Source organism: Streptomyces sp. SID12488 (assembly GCF_010548275.1).
GTDB lineage: Bacteria > Actinomycetota > Actinomycetes > Streptomycetales > Streptomycetaceae > Streptomyces.
Map to the genome: position 1 here is coordinate 183524 of NZ_JAAGLT010000016.1, position 21164 is coordinate 204687.

Sequence of the window (21164 nt, forward strand, 5' to 3'; positions counted from 1 at the left end):
GAGAGCGGCGTCGGCGTGGGCGCCGGGCACCTGCGGCAGACGCGAGGCACCCCGCGCGTGCGTCGGCCCGCGGGGACCGGGCACCGGACACCCGCAGCAGGCGCGAGGTACCCGGCGCGGTCGTGCCCCGGCTGCCGCTCGGGCAGTCGGGGCGCTACCGCGCGGACGGCACGCGGGGGAATGTGCGGGGCCGTCAGCCGGCGGTGGTCGTTGTCCTCTCCGGCCGCGGGGCGCGCGTGGCGGAGTCGGCCTGGTCCGGTGCGGCCAGGGAACGGGCGACCAGGAGGACGCCCAGCACGAGGACGAGCGGCACGCCCATCGCCGCGCGGTAGGAGGCAGCCGCTCCGACGGCCCCGACCAGCGGCGGGCCGATCAGGAAGCCCACGTAGTTGAAGAGGTTGACGCGCGCCACAGCGGTGTCCGCCGCGCCCGGCAGCCGCTGCGCGCCGACCACGAAGACCTGCGGCGTGATCACGGACAGCCCCACGCCGAGAACGGCGAAGCCGAACACGGCGGTCATGGGTTCCGGCGCGACGGCGACCACGGCGAATCCGACGGCCGCGAGCAGGGCGCCCACCCGCACCACGGCCACCGCTCCCCACCGCTGCACCCAGCCGTCGCCGAGAACACGGCCCAGCAGGGTGGCCGCCATGTAGAGGGCGTACGGGACCGTCGCCATCGCCTCCGAACTGCGCAGGGTGTCCTCAAGGAACTTGGCGCTCCAGTTGGTGACGGTGGAGTCGGCGACGACGGCCACGGTCATGATCATGCAGAGCGGCAGCAGTGGTTTCCAGGGGATGCCACGCCGTCCGCCCAACCGCGGGGAGGAGGCTTCCGCGGGCGGTGCGGCGGCGACCTGGCCGCCGGGCCGCCGGGTGAGGCGGGGGCCGGCCGCCATCGCGACCGGCAGCAGCAGGGCGACCGAACCGGCGAAGAGGGTGAACAGGGAGAACTGCCAGTGCGCCCCGGCCCAGGCGAGGAGGGCGCCGAGGATGCCACCGAGGCTCGCGGCGCCGTGGAAGCCCATCATGATGCTGCGCCCGTAACCGCGCTGGATCCCGAGGGCCGTCATGTTCAGGCTCGCCTCCATGGCGCCCACCAGCAGCCCGAAGACCGCGAGACAGACCGTGAGCTGCCAGAGGGCCTCGCCCGCCCCCACTCCGACCAGCGCCAGACAGATCACCGGCTGGACGACACGCACCACGGCGGGCGCGGGGACCCGGCGCACCACCCGCGAGACGGTGACACTGCCGACGCCGGCCAGGATCGGCACGGCCGCGAGGAAGAGCGGGAGCGCGGCGTCGCTGAGCCCGTACCGGTCCTGGATCGCCGGGATACGGGTGACCAGCAGGGCGAAGACCGCGCCGTGGACGAGAAAGGTCAGCAGTAGTGCGGAACGGGTCTGCCGTAGCCGTACCGGGATCTCCATGGCACCTCCTTCAGTGATCGCCGCCACTCGGCCGAGGGCAGCACCGGCCGCGACCGTATGGAGCGGCGCTGTAGTGCCGCTTGAGCGGACTGCAGGAGGACAGGACGGCAGAACGACACGGGCCGGTGGGGGCCGGTGGCGCGCCGCGGCTCCGCCACAAGTCGTCCTTCAGCGGGCCCGGTGAGGGTGACGCCGACCACTGTGCCCACCCCCTGACGGAGGACCGACAGATGACCAGCACTGAGACTGCGGATCCCCGCCGCTGGTGGATCCTCGGTGTGCTCTCGCTCGCCCTGTTCGCGATCGTGCTCAACAACGGCCTGCTCAACGTGGCCATCCCCCAGATGATGCGGAGCCTGGACGCCGACGTCGGCCAGATCCAGTTCATCGTGGACGGCTACGCCCTGGCCCTCGCCGGGGCGCTGCTCACCGCCGGAACGCTCTCCGACCGCTACGGCCACAAGCGCGCGGTCCTGCTCGGGACCAGCGTCTTCGGCCTGGGTTCGCTGGTCGGCATGACCGCGGACGGGGCCGGCCAGCTGATCGGGGCGCGAGTCCTGATGGGGCTGGGCGCGGCGTGCATCATGCCGGGCACGCTCGCCGTCCTGGTCGATGTCTTTCCCCCGGCCGAGCGGGCCCGGGCGATCGGTGTGTGGAGCGGCTCCTCCGCGCTGGGGGTCGCGGCCGGTCCGGTTGTCGGCGGCGCCCTGGTCAGCCACTTCTGGTGGGGGTCGATCTTCCTGGTGAACCTGCTGCCGGTGGCCGTGGTGGTCGTCGCCGGAGTTCTGCTGCTGCCCGAGTCCGCCGATCCCTCGCCACGCCGCCCCGACCCGCTCGGCGCACTGCTCGGCACGGGTGTCATGGTGGGGCTGGTCTTCGGGACGATCCAGGCGTCGAAACACGGCTGGGCCGGCGCGGGGCCGGTCGTCGGCTTCACGGTGGCCGCCGTCGCGGGCGTCTGCTTCGTGCTGTGGGAGCGCCGGCACCCGCACCCCATGGTGGACTTCGCCCTCCTTCGCCGGGCACCGTTCATCGGGGCGAGCGTGAGCATCATGCTGCTGATGTTCGGCCTGGCGGGCACGCTCTTCGTACTCACCCAGCGGCTGCAGTTCGCCTTCGGCTACGGGGCGCTGCGAGCCGGGCTCGCGGTGATGCCCGTGGCGTTCGCCGTCCTGCTCGGCACGCTGCTGTGTTCCGCGCTGGTCCGCCGGATCGGACCCGGCGGAAGCGTGGCCGTCGGCCTGGCACTCGGCGCGACGGGTGTGCTGGTCCTCGGCCGGGTGGGCGAGGGCTATCCGCCGGTGCTCGTCGGGCTGCTCCTGGCCGGGACCGGCTTCGGGCTGGCCATGGGGCCCACCACGGACGTGGTGATGTCCCTGGTCCCGCCGGAGAGGTCCGGTGCGACCGGTTCGCTGGACATGACCATGCAGGAGTTCGGCAACGCGCTGGGCGTCGCCGTGGTCGGCAGCGTGCTCGCCCACAGCTACACGAGTGAGATGTCCCGGTCCGGTCAGCCGCAGGCGGCGAGGCACACGCTGGACAACGCCCTGACCCTCGCCGAACGCACCGGAGGCGACGCGGGCCAGGCCCTCGCCGCGACCGCGCGAGCGGCCTTCGACCACGCCGCCGGGGTCGGACTGACCACGGCGGCGGCCGTCGTGGCGGGCGGCGCGGTGGTCGCCGCGCTGCTGATGCCGGGCCGCGCGAACACGCTCGGCGCATCGGGCGAAGCGGAGGTGTCCACCGAGTCCGATGGAACCGGAGGACCCGGCACGACCGACGGCCCGGGCGGAACCCGTACCCGAAGCGAGAACGGTGTGCCCGGTGGCGGGCCCGGCGCTACGGAGGCCGGACCCGCCCTGGACACCGTGGGGCCCGGGACCCCGATGCCGGAGGTCCCTTCCCGGCACACGCCCGTCCGCTGAGCGGCCCTGGTGCGGTGGCTCGGGTGAAGGCGCCCGTACGGCTCGCGAGTCGAGTGCGTCACCGTGCTTCCCGGCGGAGCGCTCGGAGCCTGCGACCGCACCGTTCCTGTGGGCTGAGCGGGAGTGAGTCCCGTTCGGCCGCGCGCCCCGAACGGTCTTGGGCGATCCCGCAGAGGGGGTGCTCCCCCGGTCCCCGGCGTACTCGACCCCGGGTGGCGACACGCATCGTCTGCGTGGTCCGGGCCGGGGAGCCCCCCGCGGCCGGAGACCGCTGATGGAAACAGCCCTGTGCGACCCGGCCAGTCGGGTACGGCCAGAAGCGACGGGGAGGCCCTGAACCATCTCTCTGGTGGAGCAGGGCCCCGCACGCGTTCGCGTCGAACTCCCGTCGCCCGTAAGCCCGGTGGGCCTCACGCGTGAGGCCGGTGGCACCGGTCGGCACGGATCCCGGCAGTCGAACGGCCGCCTCTCCGCTGCGAGTTCGCGGAGAGGCGGCCGTTCGGGGTGCTCGCCCGGGCTCCCGGGCAGGCGCCCGCACCGGAGGCCGGCGGTCAGTCGCTCGGCGCTCCCACCAGGTCCATGCCGAGCAGGTCGGCGATGTCGGTGTACCGGCTCAGCACCTCCGAGAGCCGGTCGAGGAAGACGCTCTCCTTGTCCCGGATGAAGAAGTGACCGCCCGGCACCACCACGGTCTCGCAGTCACCGTTGGTGGAGTACAGGGACCACTCCTGTATCTCCGGGACGGTCACCAGCCGGTCATCGGCCCCGGCGAAGGTGTGCAGCGGAACGGGCAGCGGGGTACGGTCCACGCTCCCCGCACCGTCGCAGAGCATCAGGTCGCCCCTGACGACGGGCAGCAGCGCCGCAAGCCACTCCGGGCGGTCCAGCAGCACCCGGGGCAGGCCTCCCAACGCGGCCAGCCCGCGCACCAGTTCCATGTCGTCGGCCACATAGCCGTGGGTGATCGGCGGGGCGGGCAGGTGCGGGGCACGGTGGGCGCCGAGGAGAAGCGCGAGAGGCAGCCGTTCGCCTCGGGCCCGGCGGTGCTGGGCCAGGGCGAAGGCGACGAGGGCGCCCATGCTGTGCCCGTACAGCACGTACGGGCCCTCGAGTTGCTCGCCGAGTTCCCGGTCCAGGTCCGCCACGAGCGCGGGGAGATCGGTGAAACGCGGCTCCGACATCCGGCCCTCGCGACCGGGCAGCTGTACGGGCAGCACCTCGACTCCGTCTCCCAGCCAGCGCTGCCACCCCGCGTAGGCGGAGGCGCCACCGCCCGCGTAGGGGAAGCAGAACATGCGCAGGCGACCGTCGTGGCGCGTGTCAGCGCGTCTCAAATATCGCGTCATTGTGCCCGGACTCCTCTCGGTACGCGATGGCCACCGGGTGGCCAGAACCCGCGTTGTCCACAGAGTCGGGAGCGGCGCTTAAGGACGGCCAAACCACCCTGAACGACGTCGACCGAGAGAGGAGCACCCGAGGAGCGCGGAGTGGTGCGGGCCTCGCGGTTTGTCAGAACTCGTAGGGCGCGCCGCCTGGCCGAACGCCATCGGCACAGGCGGCCTGGGAACCGGTGGGAGGACCGGTCCGGACGACAGACTCCTGGCAGAAAACGACGGCCTCCTGACCGAAGCAGGGCGGCGGAGAGGCCGGTTCAGACCGCGGCCGGCGTCAGCGGCGCGAAGCGCAGCTCGGCGCCGTCGACCGTGGCCGGGTCCGGCGACTCGAGAAGGGGGTCGGCCCGCAGAATCGCCTGATGCAGCCGGCGCAGCCGGGTCGACGGCTCCAGACCGAGCTCCCGGACCAGGCACTGGCGCAACCGCTGGTAGACGCCCAGGGCGTGGGAGGGCCGGCCGCAGCGGTACAACGACAGCATCAACTGCGCGTGCACGGTCTCGTGCAGCGGGTGCTGGGCGGCCAGGGCGGTCAGCTCCCCGAGCAGCGCGGCGTGCCGGCCGAGCAGTATGTCGGCCTCGATCCTGGCGTCGAGGGCACCGAGCCTGGTCTCCTCCAGCCGCACCGTCTCGACCTGCAGCGCCCGGCCGATCTGCACGTCCGCCAGGGCGGGTCCGCGCCACAGCGCCAGCGCCTGGTGCAGCAGCGCGGATGCCTCGCGGGCGGCTCCCCGACGGAGCGCCGCCTGCCCTGCCGTGGACAGCCGGTGGAACTCCGTCGCGTCGTCGGCCTCCGTCACGTCCAGCGCATAGCCGCCGTAGCGCGTGCACAGTACGTCCTTGGGTCCGCGCACGGCGGTCGGGCCCAGGGCGGTGCCCAGCCGGCGGCGCAGCTGCGTGATGTACGTCTGGAGGGTCGCCGGCGCGGTGCGCGGCGGTGCGTCCCCCCACAGTTCGTCGAGCAGGGTGGACACGGTCACGACCTGGCCGGCGTGCAGCGCCAGCAGGGCGAGCACCTGGCGGGGCTTGGCCGCGCTGGGCACTACGGACGTGTGGTCGAGCTGGGCGACGAACGGCCCCAGGACCCGGACCTCCATGTGGTTCTCCCTCCGGCCAAAACCGTTCGGCTGTCGTTCGGGGGGCTCCACAGTGGCACGGCGGTCGGCGCTGCTCCCAGTGAGCGCTTCATCACCCGTGTGTGAATTGCGAAGGCGGTGACCCATGACCAATTCACAGGGGAGGCATGAAGGGAACACTGTCGGTAGCGACCCCCGTGCCCGAAGAATTCTGTGTGCCGGTCCGATCAGGGCGGTTCCCGATCCACACACAGGTTGAACGCGGAGGGCATCGTGTACGAACGCGTCTTTCCCACACTCGACAGTACGTGCGGCACGACCGGGGCTGTGAGCCTCGGTCAGGAACTGTGGTTCTCGGAGTTGGTCGCACAGGCGTGGCTGGAGCCGGAGCTGTTCCGGCGCTACCGGGCGGACGCCATGACGGTGCTCGGCGAGTTCGGCGTCACACTGGCCCAGGGCCAGCAGCCGCCCGCGCTGCCCGAGGACCCGGCGTGCGAGCTGACCATCGAAGAGCTCTCGCGGCCGTCGACCGCCCATGCGCAGCTCTGCTTCTGCTTCTCCGACGAGCTGCCCCTGCATCCCGGCCATCCGGCCGCGCGAACCGCGAGCCGGGCGGTCCCGCAGTGACCGCCCTCTTCGGTGAGCGTCCCGCACAGGTGCCGAGGACGCGCGACAGACGGCTCGTGGGATTCCGCAGCCATCTGAGAGCGGAGGTCGTCACCGACGACGCGGCCTATCTGCTCTCCGACCGGGGGGTGACGGCGCTGCAGGGCGATCGCATCGAAGCCCTGGTACCCCTGCTGGACGGCACCAGGGACCTGTCGGCCGTCCTGCGGGACGCGGCCCCCGAGATCCCGCCCGAGCAGGTCGGCCGGCTGATCGGGCGGCTCGCGCGGGCCGGCCTCGTGGGGTACTCGGCACCGGTCCCGATCACCGACGGCCCGGCCCCGGCGCGCGCCTGCGCGTACTGGGAACTGGCCGGACTGGACGGCACGGCGGCTCTGCGGCAGGTGGCCGCCGCTCCGCTGGACGTCCTGACGGTGGGCGGTGCGAGCGCCGACGGGGTACTGGAGGCGTGCCGGGCCGCCGGACTGACGGTGGCCGGTCACGGCGGCGCCCACGGTGCCCACTGCGTGGTTGGGGAGGATCCCGCAGTGGGCACCGACGTCGTCCGGCTGTCCCTCGTCGTCTGTGACGACTACCTGAACCCCGAGTTGAGCGAGATCGACGCCGAGCACCGGGCCACGGGACGGTCCTGGCTGCTGGCCAGGCCCGGTGGTTCGACCGCGTGGGTCGGCCCGGTGTTCCAGCCGGGCTCCGGCCCCTGCTGGTCCTGCCTGGCCCACCGGCTGCGCGGCCACCGGCAGTCCGAGGCCCCGGTGCGCCGGGCGCTCGGCCTGACCGGGCCGGTTCCCCGGCCGACCGCGCAGGTGCCGCCCTCCGCCGCCGCGGCGGCGCAGCTCACCGCGCTGGAGGCGGTGAAGTGGCTGGCCGGCTACCGCCATCCGGGCCAGTCCGCGGTCCTGACCCTGGACACCCTGTCCCTGACGACCCGTCACCACGAGCTCGTGCGGCGCCCCCAGTGTCCGGACTGCGGGGATCCCGGCCTCGTCGCGCGGCAGGTACGGCAGCCTGTGACGATCAGCACCCGGCCCAAGGCGCGGGGTGGCCAGCGGGCGTGCTCCCCCCAGGAGATCCGGGACCGGTACCTGCCTCTGGTCAGCCCGGTGACCGGGGTGATCGAGGAGATCCGCAGGGACCCGCGGGCACCGGCGGGTCTGCACTGCTATCTGGCCGGCCGTAATCCCGCGCTGGGCGGGACCGACCTGGCACGGCTGCGGGCCGGTCTGCGCCAGCTCAGCGGCGGCAAGGGCACCACCGCGCTGGACGCCGAGGTGAGCGCCATGTGCGAGGCGCTGGAGCGGTACAGCGGGACACTCCAGGGGGACGAGCCGCGGACCAGGGACAGCCTGCGCGGTCTGGGGGACACGGCCGTCTCCCCGGACGCCTGTCAGCTGTTCGCCGCCCGGCAGTTCCGCGACCGCGAGCGGTGGAACGGCCTGCACGACGCGTTCCAGTACGTGCCCGAACCCTTCGACGACCGGGCTCCGGTCGACTGGACCCCCGTGTGGTCACTCACCGAGGAACGGCAACGGCTGCTGCCGACCGGCATGCTGTACTTCCCGGGCTCCCTCGACGGGTCGTCCCAGCCGGTGGCCGGTCGCCGCTCGGTACGCGCCGACTCCAACGGCAACGCGGCCGGCAGCAGTCCGGAGGATGCGATCCTGCACGGCTTCCTGGAACTCGTCGAGCGGGACGCGGTAGCTCTCTGGTGGTACAACCGCACCCGGCAGCCCGGTGTCCGGCTGGACGGACCGGGCGGCTTCGGCGACGGCTGGACCGAGGAACTGCTCGACGTGTACCGGCAGCTGAACCGTGAGGTCTGGGCCCTGGACCTCACCTCGGACCTCGGTATCCCGGTGTTCGCGGCGGTGTCACGGCGCACCGACAAACCGGCCGAGGACATCATGTTCGGGTTCGGCGCGCACTTCGATCCGGCCGTCGCGCTGCGCCGCGCCCTGACCGAGATGAACCAGTTGCTGCCCGCGGTGACCGATGCCAGGCCCGACGGCACGGGTTACGGCTCGACAGCCCCCGAAACGCTCGGCTGGTGGTGGGGGGCGACCGTGCGCACCCAGCCGTATCTGCTGCCCGACCCCTCTCAACCGGCCCGCGGCCCAGCCGACTTCGGCTTCCGGAACCGTCCGGACCTGCGCGACGACATCGAGGCCGTCGTCGGGCTGCTGCGCGGGCACGGCATGGATCTGCTGGTGCTCGACCAGACCAGACCGGACATCGGGATCCCGGTGATGAAGGTCGTCGTACCGGGGCTGCGTCACTTCTGGGCCCGGTACGCACCGGGCCGGCTGTTCGACGTACCGGTCCAGCTGGGCCGGCTGTCCACACCGACGGCGTACGACGATCTCAATCCTGTTCCCCTGTTCGTCTGATCGAACGACCCCCATAGCACCGTCCCTCATGTCCACCCGGGAGTTCCCGTGTCCGCCGAGAGGCTGTTGAGCACCACCGTGACCGCACAGACCGAGAGGCGTTGCGTCTCCTTGTGGTCGCTCCGCGAGGACGTCCTGGTGGACATGGGCTGCGACGCCGGCCCCGTGGTGCTCTCCGGGCGGTGGGGGGAGCTTCGGCTGCACCAGGCGCGTCCGGTGGTCCGCGAGGCACTGCGCCGGATGAGCCTCGGCCCGATCTCGCTGGCCAACGTCGTGGCCGAGATAGCGGCCGAGAGCGCCGTACGCCCCTCCTCCCCCGGGAGGCGTACGGCCGATCGGCCCGCCGTGGACGCATCCACCGAGATCCTGGTGGCGCTGCACCGGTTGCAGCACCTGGTGGTGCGTTCGCTGATGCTGGAGGGCTCCGACCAGCTTCTGATGTCGGTGGTCCCGATCGCGCAGTCGGCCCGTTACCGGGCGGACACCGCCGACCCGCGCCGTCCGGTGCGGTTGTCCCGCTTCGCGTTTCTGCGCAGCGAGGGCGAGGGCTTCGTCCTGGAGTCCCCCGTGTCGCTGTACCGGGTCGTCCTGCACAGTCCGGAGGCCTCGTGGGTGATCGGCATGCTCGGCCGCCCCGTCACCGTCGACGAGATCGCCGCGGCTGTACCACTGGAGGCCACGGTGATCGCGGAGATCATCGCCCATCTCCTGGGGACCGGCATGGCGCACTCCGCCGAGCAGCCCTCGCCCGATGCCGACACCGACACCGACACCGACGACCGCACCGGACCGGGTACGCGCGACAACGGCACGGGAAACCGCGATGTGGCCCCTTCCTTCGCCGAGGACCGGGACCCGGCGCTGCTGTCGTGGTCCGCCGTCGACCTGCTCTTCCACAGCCGCTCCACGCTCGGCAGGCACGACGCGGACTTCGGCGCCACCTATCCGCTCGCCGAGCGCCTGCCCCCCGCCCCGGCCATCAAGCCGCTGCCGGACGGCCCGCGCCTCCCCCTCACCCGGCCCTCCCTGAGCGAGGTGACGGCCGCGGACCCGCCGCTCACCACCGTGGTGGAAGAACGCCACAGCATCCGGTCCTACGGCTCGGAGCGGCTCACCGCCGCCGTGCTGGGCGAGTTCCTGTACCGGGCGCTGCGGGTCCGCGGCCTGTACGAGCCGCTCGGCGAGAACCGGCACCAGGAGGGGTACACCGACCGGCCCTATCCCAGCGGCGGACGCGCCTACGAACTCGAGTTCTACCTCACCGTCCGGGACTGCGTCGGCATCCCGTCGGGCATCCACTACTACGCCCCGCTGGAGCACTGCCTGGTGCAACTCGGTGACAGCGAAACGGACTCGGCGACGGCGGATCTCCTCGCGGAGGCGCAGATCACCGCCGGGCTGCCCGATCCGCCCTCCGTGGTCATCACCATCACCTCGCGCATCCACCGTCTGTCGTGGAAGTACAGCGGTCTGCCCTACGCGCTGACGCTCAAGCACGTCGGCGCGGTGGTGCAGAACCTGTATCTGATCGGCACGGCGATGGGGCTGGCCTCCTGCGCCCTGGGCAGCGGCGACGTCGAACTGGCCGCCCGCGCCACCGGCACCGACTGGCTGACCGAGCCGAGTGTCGGGGGCTTCGCCCTGGGCGCGCCTCTCCGAGGCTCCACAGAACCGTCATAGGAAGGGAACAGTTTCTCTGTGAGCCGTACATACAATATTTGAAATTAAGCCAATCCCCCTACACTGAGTGCTCCTTGATCCCGTCTGTGTGAGGGGCGTTCATGGAGGTAGCCGCGCCGCGCGGGGAAAATCGCGTCGGCACACCCTTAGGGGAATCCGCCACCGGCGGCCTCGGAAGCAACCCCACTCTGTCGGCGACGGTGCGCGCCATGGGGCTCAACGCCCCGCCGCCCCGGCTCGCCCGGAGTGTCGTCCTGATCGTCGAGTGCAGCTTCGTCCTGATCGGCTTTCTGAACATCCTGGACGCGAAGCCCGGCAAACTCGCCCTCGTCTCCTCGGCCATCGGCTTCAGCCTGGTCTTTCTTCTTCAACTGGTACACACCACCGAGCGCCTGGGGCGCTTCCGGGCCCGCTGGTACCGGTGGACGCTCACCCTGCAGGCCCTGCTGACCTATCTGCCGCTGTTCGCCCTGGGGTTCGGGTGGGGCGGGATGGCCGGATTCCTGGGCGCCTCCCTGCTGCTCGTGCTCCAGCCCGTGGTGGCCTGGCCGCTCTTCGGGCTGGTCGCCGCGGCGGCCTGGGCGACCGGACCGCTGCTGGGCATGAGCCCCCTCAACTCGGTGTACATCGCTGTCTCCACCGTCCTGACCGGCCTGATCGTGTACGGCCTCAACCGGCTCGCCCAACTGGTGGTCGAGGTCCAGGAGGCCCAGACGGAGCTCGCCCGGCTGGCCGTCACACAGGAACGGCTCCGCTTCGCCCGGGACCTGCACGATCTGCTCGGCTACAGCCTGTCGGCCGTCACGCTCAAGAGCGAACTGGCGTGCCGCCTCGTGCCCACGGACCCCGAACGCGCCCTGGACGAGCTCAGGAGCATCCTGGAGATCTCCCGGCAGGCGCTCTCCGACGTACGCACGGTCGCCCGTGGTTACCGGGACATGTCGCTGACCACCGAGGCGGTGTCGGCGCAGGCCGTCCTGGCCGCCGCCGGCATCCAGGCGGAGGTGGTGTGCCGCGCGGACCCCCCCGAAGGGGAGGTGAACACCATCATGGCCACCGTGCTCCGGGAGGCCATCACGAACCTGCTGCGCCACAGCAAGGCGGAGAACTGCCGGATCGAGAGCTGGACCACGGATGCGGGCGAGCTGGCCCTCACCATCGCCAACGACGGGGTGCAGACCGTGACGGGCTCCGGAAACCGGTCGGCCACCTCGGACGGCAGCGGCCTGGGCAACCTGCAGTTCCGTCTGACATCGATCGGGGGTCAACTGGTGTCGGGGCTGGACGAGGAAGGGTGGTTCGTACTGCGGGCCACGGCTCCGCTGCGACAGCCCGCCCGTCGCGCCGGCTGAGAGCCGGAGCGACGGACCGTCCGACGGAGCCACGCACACCACCCGGAGGTTCCGTCGGGCCGGACCGGGCCGGGCCGCCGGTACCCCGTTCCCGCGGCCCACAGGGCCCGCGCGGACGCGGACAGCCTTGCGGGTATTGGGTATTGGGCATTGGCCGTCCCCGAAGCCGGGCCGAGGCGGGTGCGCCACCGAACGGTGACGCCGTCCCTTACCCCCCGGACCGTGTCACCTCACAGCCAGCCGCTGTCCCTCGCCACCCGGACCGCGTCGACCCGGTTGCGCGCGTTGAGCTTGGTGACGACCGTGGTGAGGTAGTTCCGCACCGTTCCCACCGACAGGAACAGCCGTCTGGCGATGTCCGCCGCCTCCGCTCCGTCCGCGGCCATCCGCAGCACCTCCGTCTCACGGGGGGTCAGCGGGTTGTCGCCGTTGTCGATGGCCGCCAGTGCCAGCTGGGGATCGATCACCCGATTGCCCGCCGCGACCTCCCGCACCGCGTCGGCCAGTCGGTCCGGCGGTGCGTCCTTGAGGAGGAAACCGCCCACCTGGGCCGCGAGCGCCTTGCGGAGCGTCCCCGGCCGGCCGAGGCTGGTCAGGATCAACGTGCGGCACGAGGGCAGCTGTTGAGCCAGCTGGGCCGCGGCGGACAGTCCGTCGAGACCGGGCAGGTCGACATCGATGATGGCGACATCGGGCTCGTATTCCAGCGCCTTGGGGACGATCTGGTCCCCACGCTCGACCTCTGCGACCACCTGGAGGTCATCCTCCAGGCTCAGTAAGGCCACCAGCGCTCCGCGAACCATGTGCATGTCCTCGGCGAGCAGGATGCGTATCAAAGTGGTCCCCCCGTTGGGCCGGGACGTTCAGACCAGCCCTTTTGACGAGGACATTACTTGACAGAGAGGACGTACGGAAGGCTGATAATGAATTCCCTTTAACTTTCAACTCCACTGTGCCACTTCGAGGCGCATGGCGGTGGTGACCGTGTTCTCCTGCACCGCCTGCACGGCGACCGGGACGGTGAAGGTGCCCAGTTCCTCGTCCGAACGGAATCCCTCGACCGTCGCCCGAAGGCTCGTGATCCGGTCCAGTTCGGCGTAGTCGGTGAAGTCGGTTCCGATGGAGGCGACCGACAGGCTGTACGGGTCGAGGCCGTGCAGCCGGGCGACGGAGGCCACCGCCAGCTGACGCGCGGCCTCCATCTGCAGATGGCCCGGCACATGGTCCAGCGGGTGGTCGAAGACGTGCGGATGACTGGTGTCCACCACCAACTGGGAGGAGAACCGCCCCGCTTCCCCGTCCGCGACGGGCTGCGTGACGAACACGTTCCTGGCGTCGCGCCGCCCCACCGCGCACGGTTCGGCCGCGGTGAAGCGCGGCAGCAGGAACCCCGGGTTGTCCGGCATCTGCCGCCTGCTCCGCATCGCCAGGTAGGCGGTTTTGGACAGGATCAGCAGTCCGCCCTCCCCCCTCATCGCGGGCCGTCCGTCGACCTCGACGTCCCCGGTGAAGGTGAACCCCTGTATCCGGCCTGCCCTGTTGCGCCGGGTCCGCACGACCATGTTGACCCGCAGGTCGGCCGGCCGTGAGCCGATGCGCAACGGTTCGAACGCGGTGATCCGGAGACTGAGGTCCCGGAAGATGAACGCCGAGCCCACGTCCACCCCCAGATGGCGGTGGGCGACCAGGACCCCGGCCTGCCGCACCACCTCCACCAGCAGGGTGAAGTCGTACGACGGGGAGTCCTCCCCGATCAGGTGGCCGCGCGGCAGTTGGGCGGCGACGGCGAAGGTCTCCTCGCCCGTCTCGGCCGAGTCGGTGACGAAGACCTCGGCTATCGAGGCCCGGTGGACCAGCGTGCGGGGAACGGTCGCGTCGTAGCTCAGCTCCACCTCGGCGGCCGGGGGGCGCGCCGTGGCCGTCTCCGGCGCGGGTGTGGACGTGGGTGTGGACGCGGGCGCGGTCATGGAAATGCTCATGGTCGGGGTTGGTCCTTCCAAGGAGGTCTCGGTGTCGCGATCGGTGTACTGAGCCGGGTCAGGGCCGTACGGCCGGGACCGGCGCCGTGCGGGCCGGACGGGACGGCAGCCGGGCGAGGAGCGTGTCGAGGCCGGCCGGGCCCGAGCGCGCCGCGACGACACCGTCGGGCCGCACGTACGCGCACCACCGGGCGTCGGCTCCGCCGAGCGTGTCGTCCTGTGCCCGGACGACAGCCAACTCAGCGCCGTCCTGTGGGAGTTGTTCGCCGGCCGTCTCCGGGGGCCGGATCCACAGCACGTGTGTCATGTCCGCCGTGCCCCGGTCCCGCACCGCCTCCGCGGTCCGCGCGGCCGACTCGCCGGCTTCCTCGGCGCCGAACACGAGCAGGGTGTGCCTCCCGGCCGCCAGATGGGCGTGCAGCGTCGCCGCTGTGGTGCCGTGCACCGGGGTCAGCGCCGCGTCGGGGGCACGCCGCCCGGGCCTCAGCACACGGGGCACGCCCACGGCGGCGTCGGTTCCGGCCACCACCGCCGGGCTCCCGGAGTGGTCCAGGTCGAGCTGGGCGAGCAGCGGAAGCGCCTTCTTCTCCAGCAGGCCGGTGGCGGACAGAACCCGCATCGCCGTGTTCCGCAGGAGCCGTGCCGCCGGATTGCGCAGCAGCCACATCCGGGTCTGCTGGTCACTGTTCGCGACCGCCCTGACGGACGCGGGGCGCCGCTCGGCCTCATAGCTGTCGAGCAGTGCCGGATCACCTCCGCGCACCACCGTCGCGAGCTTCCACCCGACGTCGTAGCCGTCCTGGACACCGGTGTTGAGGCCCTGGCCACCGGCGGTGGTGTGGGCGTGCACCGCGTCACCCGCCAGCAGGACCGGCCCCTCGCGAAACCGGGGGGCGACCTTGGCGTGCACCCGGAAACGGCTGGTCCACCAGGTGCCGTGCAGACGCAGTCCGCCCGGGCCCCGCTCGTCGAGGAGCCGCTGCAGCTGTTCCTCGGACGGCGGCTCGGACCACTCGTCCGGTTCCGTGTCGAAGAAGACCCGGTGGCCGTCCGGCTGGGGGACGATCACCAGCACACCGTCCGGCGTGATGTGGTGCTGGACCTGGGCCTCGGCACCCGCGCCCTCCAGCCGGCCGTCCCCGATCAGGAACGTACGGTCGAAGGTGTGCCCCTCGAAGGGGATGCCGACGCTGTCGCGCACCATGCTGCGGGCGCCGTCGGCTGCGACGAGCCAGGGCACCGTCACCGTCTCCTCGGCGCCGGCCGCGCTCAGGGTGACAGTCGCCGACTCCTCGGGGCCGCCACGGTTCACGGTCACCGCCGTGACCTCGGTCTCCCACTCGACCGTTCCGCCGAGCTCCGCCAGCCGGGCGTGCAGCGCCCGTTCGGTGACCGGCTGCGGTACGCAGAGGGGACCGGGGAACGCGGTGCCCGTCAGGCCGCCGAACCGCACACCGGCGATGCGCCTGCCGTTCGACCAGTACGACGCCCCGGTCAGCGGCAGAGCCGTCTCCGCGAGCCGCGCGGCGACGCCCACGCGGTCCAGGCATTCGAGGGCGCCGCTCCACAGCACCAGCCCCTTGGGGGCGATGCCGGGACCGGAGCGCCGGTCGACGACACGGCAGGGCACTCCGAGGTCCCACAGCACACAGGCGGCGGTGAGCCCGGTGGGCCCGGCGCCGACGACCAGAACCGGCGCGGCCGTCACAGGGCACCTCCCGCGGCACCGACGGTCACGGCCACGGGGCGGTGGAGCAGGGCCGAGATCTCGCTGACGGCGCCGCCGGTGTCGGCGAAGCGCACCGTCCGTATGCCGAGTTCGGCGGCGGCCTGGCAGTTCTCCTCCGTGTCGTCGACGAAGAGGCACCGCTGCGGTGTGGTGCCGAGCCGGTCGAGCAGGATCCGGTAGATGGCCGGGTCCGGCTTGCGGACGCCCTCCTTGTGCGAGTCCACGACCACGTCGAAGAGCTCGTCGACGGGGAGCTGTGCGCGCCACAGCGGTTCCCACTCGCGGACGTTGTTGGTGAGCAGGGCGATCCGGTACCCGTCACGGCGCAGGGCGCGCAGGAACGACAGGAACTGCTCGTTGGGGGTCCGGCCCTGGAACCACAGCTCGCCGAATCCGCGTCCGTCCGCCAGGATCCGGCCCGCCCCCTCGGGGAGCTCCGCCAGGATCCGGTCCACCATCTGCCGCTCGGTGATCGCGCCGGTCTCCAGGGCGGCCATCGGGGTCTCCCCGTGGCGTTCCGTCGCCGCCATGAATGCCTGGGCCAGGTCGCCGGCGTCGATCCCGGCCAGTTCGGCGAAGGCGACGAAGGTCTCCACCAGCGGGTTGGTCAGTACTCCTCCGTAGTCGACGACGATCGTGTCGACGGCCACGGCGCTTGCCCCGCCGTCGGCGACGCGGCGTACGGACCGCTCACGTGGCGCGGCCTGTTGTGTGGATGTCATCGGGCTGTTCCCCCCTTGATCTGTTCGATCTGGTCGATCCGCGCGGTCCGGGACCGGGCCGCGCGTTCAGGTGCGGGTGCGGGTGCGGGTGCGGGTGATCAGGCTGATCCGGTCGCGTCGGTGGTTCCGGTACGACCGGACGGCCGGCCGGTCTCGACGGTGCCGTCGGCCCTCGGCCGGGCGTCCGCCCAGGTTGCCGCGGCGTCCGCCCGAGGCGTTGCCCGGACGCTAACGACGATCGCTTGCGCCATGCCAAAGAAGGTGCGGGAGGACCTGTGGAGGTCCTCCCGCACCCTGGTTTCGCATGGATGGCGTGCCGTGACGCGCCGTCAGTCGGACGGCTTTCCGGTCACCGCGCCGACCGCGCCGGCCCGTTTCTTCTCCTTCGGCGCCGCCGCGACCGGTGCGTCCGGTGCGTCTGCTGGATCGGCTGGATCCGCTGCCGGTGCGGCGGCTCCCGGGCCGCCCTCACTGATGCCGAACCGCGCGTGCAGCCGTCGCAGCGGTCCGGGTGCCCACCAGGCCGCCCGGCCGGTGAGCGACAGGACCGCGGGGACGAGGAGCGTGCGAATCACCATGGCGTCCATGAGGATGGCCAGGGCGACCCCCAGTCCGAGCATCTTCGTGTTGGTGATCCGGGAGGTGCCGATGGCCACCATGACGACCGAGAGGACGAGCGCGGCGGCGGTGATGACACCGCCGGTACCGCGAATCCCCTCCACCACCGCGGCCTTGTGGTCGTCGGGCGTACGATCCCGCTCCTCCTTGATACGGGAGAGCAGGAAGACCCCGTAGTCCATGGAGAGTCCGAAGGCGAGGCAGAACATCAGCACCGGAAGGGCCGTCTCGATGCTCCCCGTCGGTGTGAAGCCCAGCACCCCGGACAGATGCCCGTCCTGGAAGACCCACACCACGGCCCCCAGCATCGCGGTCAGGCTGAGCGCGTTGAGCAGTACGGCCTGGATCGGCACCAGCACACTGCCGGTGAGCAGGAACACCAGGATCAGCGTGGCGAGCACGATGATGCCGATCGCCCACGGCAGACCACGTCCGATGGCCGCCTGGCTGTCGATCAGCGCGGCGGTCGTCCCGGAGGTGTACGCGGGGAAGTCCACGTCCACCGCGCGTACGTCCCGCACCAGTTCCTTGCTCTCGTCGGAGACGGCCTCCACGCCGGGCACCACGGTGAGATACGAGATCTCGCCGGCGGTCCGGCCCGGCTGCCCCGGCCCGGTCGCCCTGCCCTGCGTGTAGCTGCCCGTGGACGCGTCCACCCGCAGCACCCCGGGCAGTTTGGACAACTGCTCGGCGTAGTCGCCCAGTCGACCGGTGGGCGCCTCGCGGGTGACGACCTCGAGACTTCCGGTGGGGCTGCCCTGGAACTGGTCCCTGATGTGCTCCTGCACCACCCGGGACTCCGCGGACGAGGGCAGCTGCCGGTAGTCGGCGGTGCCGAAGTCGACGTTCAGGAAGGGCGCGCCGAGCAGCAGCAGGACGGCCAGGGTGCCGGTGGCCACCAGCGGTGCGCGCCTCATCACGAACCGGGCCAGCCGGGCCCAGCCGGCTCCGGATGCCGCGGGCTGCCGCTGCGTACGGGAGCGGCGGCGGACGAGTTTGCGCACGTCCCAGGCGTCGATCCGCCGGCCCAGGACGGCGAGCAGGGCCGGGAGGACCACCAGGGCCGCGGCGGCGGCGAGGACCACCACGCTGATCCCGGCGTAGGCGAGGGAGCGCAGGAAGTACAGCGGGAAGACCAGCATCGCGGCGAGCGAGACGGCGACCGTCGCGGCCGAGAACAGTACGGTCCGCCCGGCGGTGTTGAGGGTGACGGTGAGCGCGCCGGCCGTGTCGCGGCCGGCGGCGAGTTCCTCGCGGTAGCGGCGCACGATCAGCAGCGCGTAGTCGATGGCGAGGCCCAGGCCGAGGGCGGTGGTGAGGTTGGTGGCGAAGACGGAGACGTCGGTGAAGGAGGTGAGGACACGCAGCACCGCGTTGGTGCCGAGGATCGCGATCACCCCGATGCCGATCGGGAGCAGTGCGGCGACGGCGCTGCCGAACACCAGGATGAGGATGAGGAGGGTGATCGGCAGCGCGATGACCTCGGCGCGCAGGAGATCCTCACGGATGAAGGTCTGCTGCTCGTTCTGGACGGCGACACTGCCGCCGATCCGGACCGTCAGATCGCCCTGCCGCCCGTCGAAGTGCCCGACGATCCGGTTCTGCAGGGTGCGGTCGGCCGCCAGTTCGTCCCCGGTGAGCCGGGCCACCACCAGAGCCTCCCGGCGGTCCTCGGAGCGCAGCGCGGCGGAGCCGGTGTCCCAGTAGGAGGTGACGCCGGTGACGCCCCGCTCGTCGGCGAGCCGGGCAGCGAGTTCCCGTCCCTGACGCGCCGCCTCGGCGTCGTCGACCGCGCCGTCGGTACGGGCCAGCAGGACGAGGTTGGGCCGCGCCCCGGGGAACTCCCGCTCCAGGATGTCCGCGGCGTACGAGGACTCGGAGGAGGGGTCGACGACGCCGCCGCTGCCCCCGCTGCGCAGCCGGTCGGCCACCCCGCTGCCCAGGACGACGGCCCCGGCCAGCAGGACCACGGTGAGCAGGAGCAGCAGGCGGGCCCGGCTGCCGGCCAGCCGGGCGAGGGCGGTGAACGGACCGCGGGGCAGGGTGGTTTCGGGGGGCGGGGTGTCTTTGGTGAGGGGCGGCATGGTGGGGCTCCCGGGAGGTCGGGGTGGGTGAGTGCGTGCCGGGCCGGCGCCCGTGGACGCCGGCCCGTGTCGTCAGCGGCGTCGCAGGTGGAACTGGCCGGGGGTGGACGACGGGACGCCCGTGAGGATCTCCCGGAGCCCACCGCTGACCACGTAGTCGCCGTACGGGGTCACGGCGACCGTCGTGGGGTCCTCGAACGGCCAGGTCTGGTCCTGCACCGTGCGCGCGGTACGCCAGCCGTCGGTGGACCGCAGCACCAGGACGGCGTCCCGGCTCTGGCGTCCGCCGGACAGCGACAGGTCGTTGGACGCGACGACCAGCGAGCCGTCCGGGCGCAGTGCGATGCCGTCGAGGGAGGCCGGCGCGTGGTCCAGGCGGACCTCGCTGACCTTCGGCCGCGCCGAGCCGGGGCGGTCGATGCGGAAGAGCCGGCCGCCGTCGTACTTGCCCATGAGGAGGAATCCGGCCGGGTGGTGGACGATGCCGTTCGGACCGGTGTCGTCGGTGAGGAAACGGTCGTCACGGAGGATGTTGAGCACCTTGCCGTCGCGGCTCACCGCGGTGACGGTGTCGATCCCGGTGTCGGTGACGTAGATGGTGCCGTCGCGGCCGACGGTGACGTCGTTGGCCCGCGGCAGGGGCTGCCCGTCGGAGAGGTCGACCAGGTGCTGTACGGCACCGGTGGCCAGGTCGAAGACACCGACTCCGGACACCGGGGGCAGCGACGGGTCCACGATGCCCATCAGCCGGAAGAAGTAGTCGGTGTAGGCGGCCAGTACCCGGCCGCGGGGCGCGTCCACCGTGAGGCCGAGCACCGACACCATGGCGAACGGGGCCACCAGCGGGGTGACCGAACCGTCCGCCTTGACCACCGAGATGGTGCCCTGCGCGCTCGACCCCACGAGGAACGCCTTCCTCGTCGGGTCCCAGGCGACACCCTCCGGGTACACGCCCGGGGCGGTGACGGAGAGGGCGCGCGGCAGCGGGCAGCGGGCGGACCCGGCGAACGCGGGCAGTGGCACGGCGGCGAGCCCGCCGCCGATGGTGGCCGCGGTGGCGAGCCTCAGAAGAGTTCGGCGGGAGGCCGGGGCTGACGCGTCCATGGTGTGCTCCTTCATACGGTGGCGAAGACGGGAAGTCGGCCGGGCCGAAGCGCGGTGGAGGCGGGCTCAGGGCCGTCGGATGCCCGTCGCTGGAGGGGAAACCGCCGGGTCCGGCTGTCCACCGGCCGGTGAGAAGCGTCGCGAGCCGCTCTGGAGAACCGCTGAACCACCGCTGAACCACCCCTGTGAACGGGCCGGGGGGGGTGGACGCCGTCGCGAGAAGGGCGCGGAGGGCGCTTTGGCCCGGCTCAAGGCTGCCTGCCTAGCGTCCTGGTAGGTCAGCGCACCCAGCGGCGCCGGACAGCGGAAGCCAGAGGAGACGAGTCGCGTGACGGTAGACACCGTGGACATCGAAGAGGCCGAGCCGGTGCCGGCCGGGATCCACACCAAGGACGTGCGCCGCCTGGACCGGGTCGTCATCAGGTTCGCGGGCGACTCCGGTGACGGTATGCAGCTCACCGGCGACCGGTTCACCTCCGAGACCGCGTCGTTCGGGAACGATCTGTCGACTCTGCCGAACTTCCCCGCCGAGATCCGGGCGCCGGCAGGCACGCTGCCCGGGGTCTCCTCGTTCCAGCTGCATTTCGCCGACCACGACATCCTGACCCCCGGCGACGCGCCGGACGTGCTGGTCGCGATGAACCCGGCCGCGCTGAAGGCGAACATCGCCGATGTACCGCGCGGCGCGGAGATCATCGTCAACACGGACGAGTTCACCGAACGGGCCATGAAGAAGGTGGGCTACGACGCGAGTCCGCTGGAGGACGGCTCGCTCGACGGGTACAGCGTCCACCCGGTGCCGTTGACCACCCTGACCGTCGGGGCGCTGAAGGAGTTCGCGCTCTCCCGCAAGGAGGCCGAGCGCAGCAAGAACATGTTCGCGCTGGGCCTGTTGAGCTGGATGTACCACCGACCGACCGAGGGCACCGAGAAGTTTCTGAAGGCCAAGTTCGCCAAGAAGCCCGAGATCGCGGCGGCGAACATCGCCGCGTTCAGGGCCGGTTGGAACTTCGGGGAGACCACGGAGGACTTCGCGGTCAGTTACGAGGTCGCGCCGGCCACCA

15 protein-coding genes are annotated in these 21164 nt (G+C 71.9%); 6 read left to right on the top strand and 9 right to left on the bottom strand.

All coding sequences use genetic code 11. The annotated features are described in order from the left end of the window. Nucleotides 1–193 precede the first annotated feature (193 nt). Nucleotides 194–1429: an MFS transporter gene (locus G3I56_RS24235; protein ID WP_164412322.1), complete on the bottom strand. Its 1236-nt coding sequence runs from the start codon at nt 1427–1429 to the stop codon at nt 194–196. A 230-nt stretch (nt 1430–1659) separates the two neighbouring features. On the opposite strand from G3I56_RS24235, the gene G3I56_RS24240 reads away from it, so the two are divergent. Beyond that, nucleotides 1660–3354 carry an MFS transporter gene (locus G3I56_RS24240; protein WP_239135063.1) on the top strand — a complete coding sequence of 565 codons (1695 nt, stop codon included), beginning with the start codon at nt 1660–1662 and terminating at the stop codon, nt 3352–3354. Nucleotides 3355–3905: 551 nt separating this feature from the next. On the opposite strand, the gene G3I56_RS24245 is transcribed toward G3I56_RS24240, so the two are convergent. Next, nucleotides 3906–4688 carry an alpha/beta fold hydrolase gene (locus G3I56_RS24245; RefSeq protein ID WP_239135064.1) on the bottom strand — a complete coding sequence of 261 codons (783 nt, stop codon included), beginning with the start codon at nt 4686–4688 and terminating at the stop codon, nt 3906–3908. 317 nt (nt 4689–5005) lie between these two features. Beyond that, nucleotides 5006–5842 carry an AfsR/SARP family transcriptional regulator gene (locus G3I56_RS24250; RefSeq protein ID WP_164412324.1) on the bottom strand — a complete coding sequence of 279 codons (837 nt, stop codon included), beginning with the start codon at nt 5840–5842 and terminating at the stop codon, nt 5006–5008. A 306-nt stretch (nt 5843–6148) separates the two neighbouring features. On the opposite strand from G3I56_RS24250, the gene G3I56_RS24255 reads away from it, so the two are divergent. The 4 genes from G3I56_RS24255 (at nt 6149) to G3I56_RS24270 (ending at nt 11864) form a co-directional block, all read left to right on the top strand. Next, nucleotides 6149–6448: a TIGR04351 family putative TOMM peptide gene (locus tag G3I56_RS24255; RefSeq protein ID WP_164412326.1), complete on the top strand. Its 300-nt coding sequence runs from the start codon at nt 6149–6151 to the stop codon at nt 6446–6448. Continuing rightward, the gene (locus G3I56_RS24260; protein ID WP_164412328.1) at nt 6445–8832 is read left to right on the top strand and encodes a TOMM precursor leader peptide-binding protein; all 2388 of its coding nucleotides are present in this window, start codon (nt 6445–6447) and stop codon (nt 8830–8832) included. The genes G3I56_RS24255 and G3I56_RS24260 overlap by 4 nt, the downstream gene beginning before the upstream one ends. 48 nt (nt 8833–8880) lie before the next feature. Continuing rightward, nucleotides 8881–10512 (top strand): SagB family peptide dehydrogenase, encoded by a 1632-nt coding sequence (locus G3I56_RS24265; protein WP_164412330.1) that lies wholly within the window; start codon nt 8881–8883, stop codon nt 10510–10512. A gap of 209 nt (nt 10513–10721) precedes the next feature. Then, a complete protein-coding gene (locus G3I56_RS24270) occupies nt 10722–11864 on the top strand; it encodes a histidine kinase (protein WP_239135065.1) in 1143 nt (380 codons plus the stop codon). A gap of 230 nt (nt 11865–12094) precedes the next feature. Here the strand turns inward: G3I56_RS24270 and G3I56_RS24275 are convergent, their stop codons facing one another. From G3I56_RS24275 to G3I56_RS24300, 6 genes are all read right to left on the bottom strand, one after another. Beyond that, nucleotides 12095–12700 carry a response regulator transcription factor gene (locus G3I56_RS24275; protein WP_164412334.1) on the bottom strand — a complete coding sequence of 202 codons (606 nt, stop codon included), beginning with the start codon at nt 12698–12700 and terminating at the stop codon, nt 12095–12097. 105 nt (nt 12701–12805) lie between these two features. Further along, complete coding sequence (locus tag G3I56_RS24280) at nt 12806–13843, bottom strand: ScbA/BarX family gamma-butyrolactone biosynthesis protein (RefSeq protein WP_239135066.1); 1038 nt, start codon at nt 13841–13843, stop codon at nt 12806–12808. 58 nt (nt 13844–13901) lie between these two features. Continuing rightward, the gene (locus tag G3I56_RS24285) at nt 13902–15551 is read right to left on the bottom strand and encodes an FAD-dependent monooxygenase (RefSeq protein WP_164412336.1); all 1650 of its coding nucleotides are present in this window, start codon (nt 15549–15551) and stop codon (nt 13902–13904) included. Further along, complete coding sequence (locus G3I56_RS24290; protein ID WP_203690525.1) at nt 15548–16294, bottom strand: HAD family phosphatase; 747 nt, start codon at nt 16292–16294, stop codon at nt 15548–15550. The genes G3I56_RS24285 and G3I56_RS24290 overlap by 4 nt, the downstream gene beginning before the upstream one ends. Before the next feature lie 329 nt (nt 16295–16623). Next, on the bottom strand, nt 16624–18996 hold the full coding sequence (locus G3I56_RS24295; RefSeq protein WP_164412338.1) for an MMPL family transporter: 2373 nt from the start codon (nt 18994–18996) through the stop codon (nt 16624–16626). Between the two features lie 72 nt (nt 18997–19068). Further along, complete coding sequence (locus G3I56_RS24300; protein WP_164412340.1) at nt 19069–20100, bottom strand: SMP-30/gluconolactonase/LRE family protein; 1032 nt, start codon at nt 20098–20100, stop codon at nt 19069–19071. A 328-nt stretch (nt 20101–20428) separates the two neighbouring features. On the opposite strand from G3I56_RS24300, the gene G3I56_RS24305 reads away from it, so the two are divergent. Further along, the coding region (locus G3I56_RS24305) for a 2-oxoacid:acceptor oxidoreductase family protein (protein ID WP_343240039.1) at nt 20429–21164 on the top strand (736 nt) is incomplete at its 3' end.

What these genes read in the sequence shown, in the direction of transcription:
- G3I56_RS24240 (WP_239135063.1), top strand. Translation starts at nt 1,660, where the DNA reads ATGACCAGCACTGAGACTGCGGATCCCCGCCGCTGGTGGATCCTCGGT.
- G3I56_RS24280 (WP_239135066.1), bottom strand. Translation starts at nt 13,843, where the DNA reads ATGAGCATTTCCATGACCGCGCCCGCGTCCACACCCACGTCCACACCC.
- G3I56_RS24250 (WP_164412324.1), bottom strand. Translation starts at nt 5,842, where the DNA reads ATGGAGGTCCGGGTCCTGGGGCCGTTCGTCGCCCAGCTCGACCACACG.
- G3I56_RS24290 (WP_203690525.1), bottom strand. Translation starts at nt 16,294, where the DNA reads ATGACATCCACACAACAGGCCGCGCCACGTGAGCGGTCCGTACGCCGC.
- G3I56_RS24295 (WP_164412338.1), bottom strand. Translation starts at nt 18,996, where the DNA reads ATGCCGCCCCTCACCAAAGACACCCCGCCCCCCGAAACCACCCTGCCC.
- G3I56_RS24270 (WP_239135065.1), top strand. Translation starts at nt 10,722, where the DNA reads ATGGGGCTCAACGCCCCGCCGCCCCGGCTCGCCCGGAGTGTCGTCCTG.
- G3I56_RS24235 (WP_164412322.1), bottom strand. Translation starts at nt 1,429, where the DNA reads ATGGAGATCCCGGTACGGCTACGGCAGACCCGTTCCGCACTACTGCTG.
- G3I56_RS24300 (WP_164412340.1), bottom strand. Translation starts at nt 20,100, where the DNA reads ATGGACGCGTCAGCCCCGGCCTCCCGCCGAACTCTTCTGAGGCTCGCC.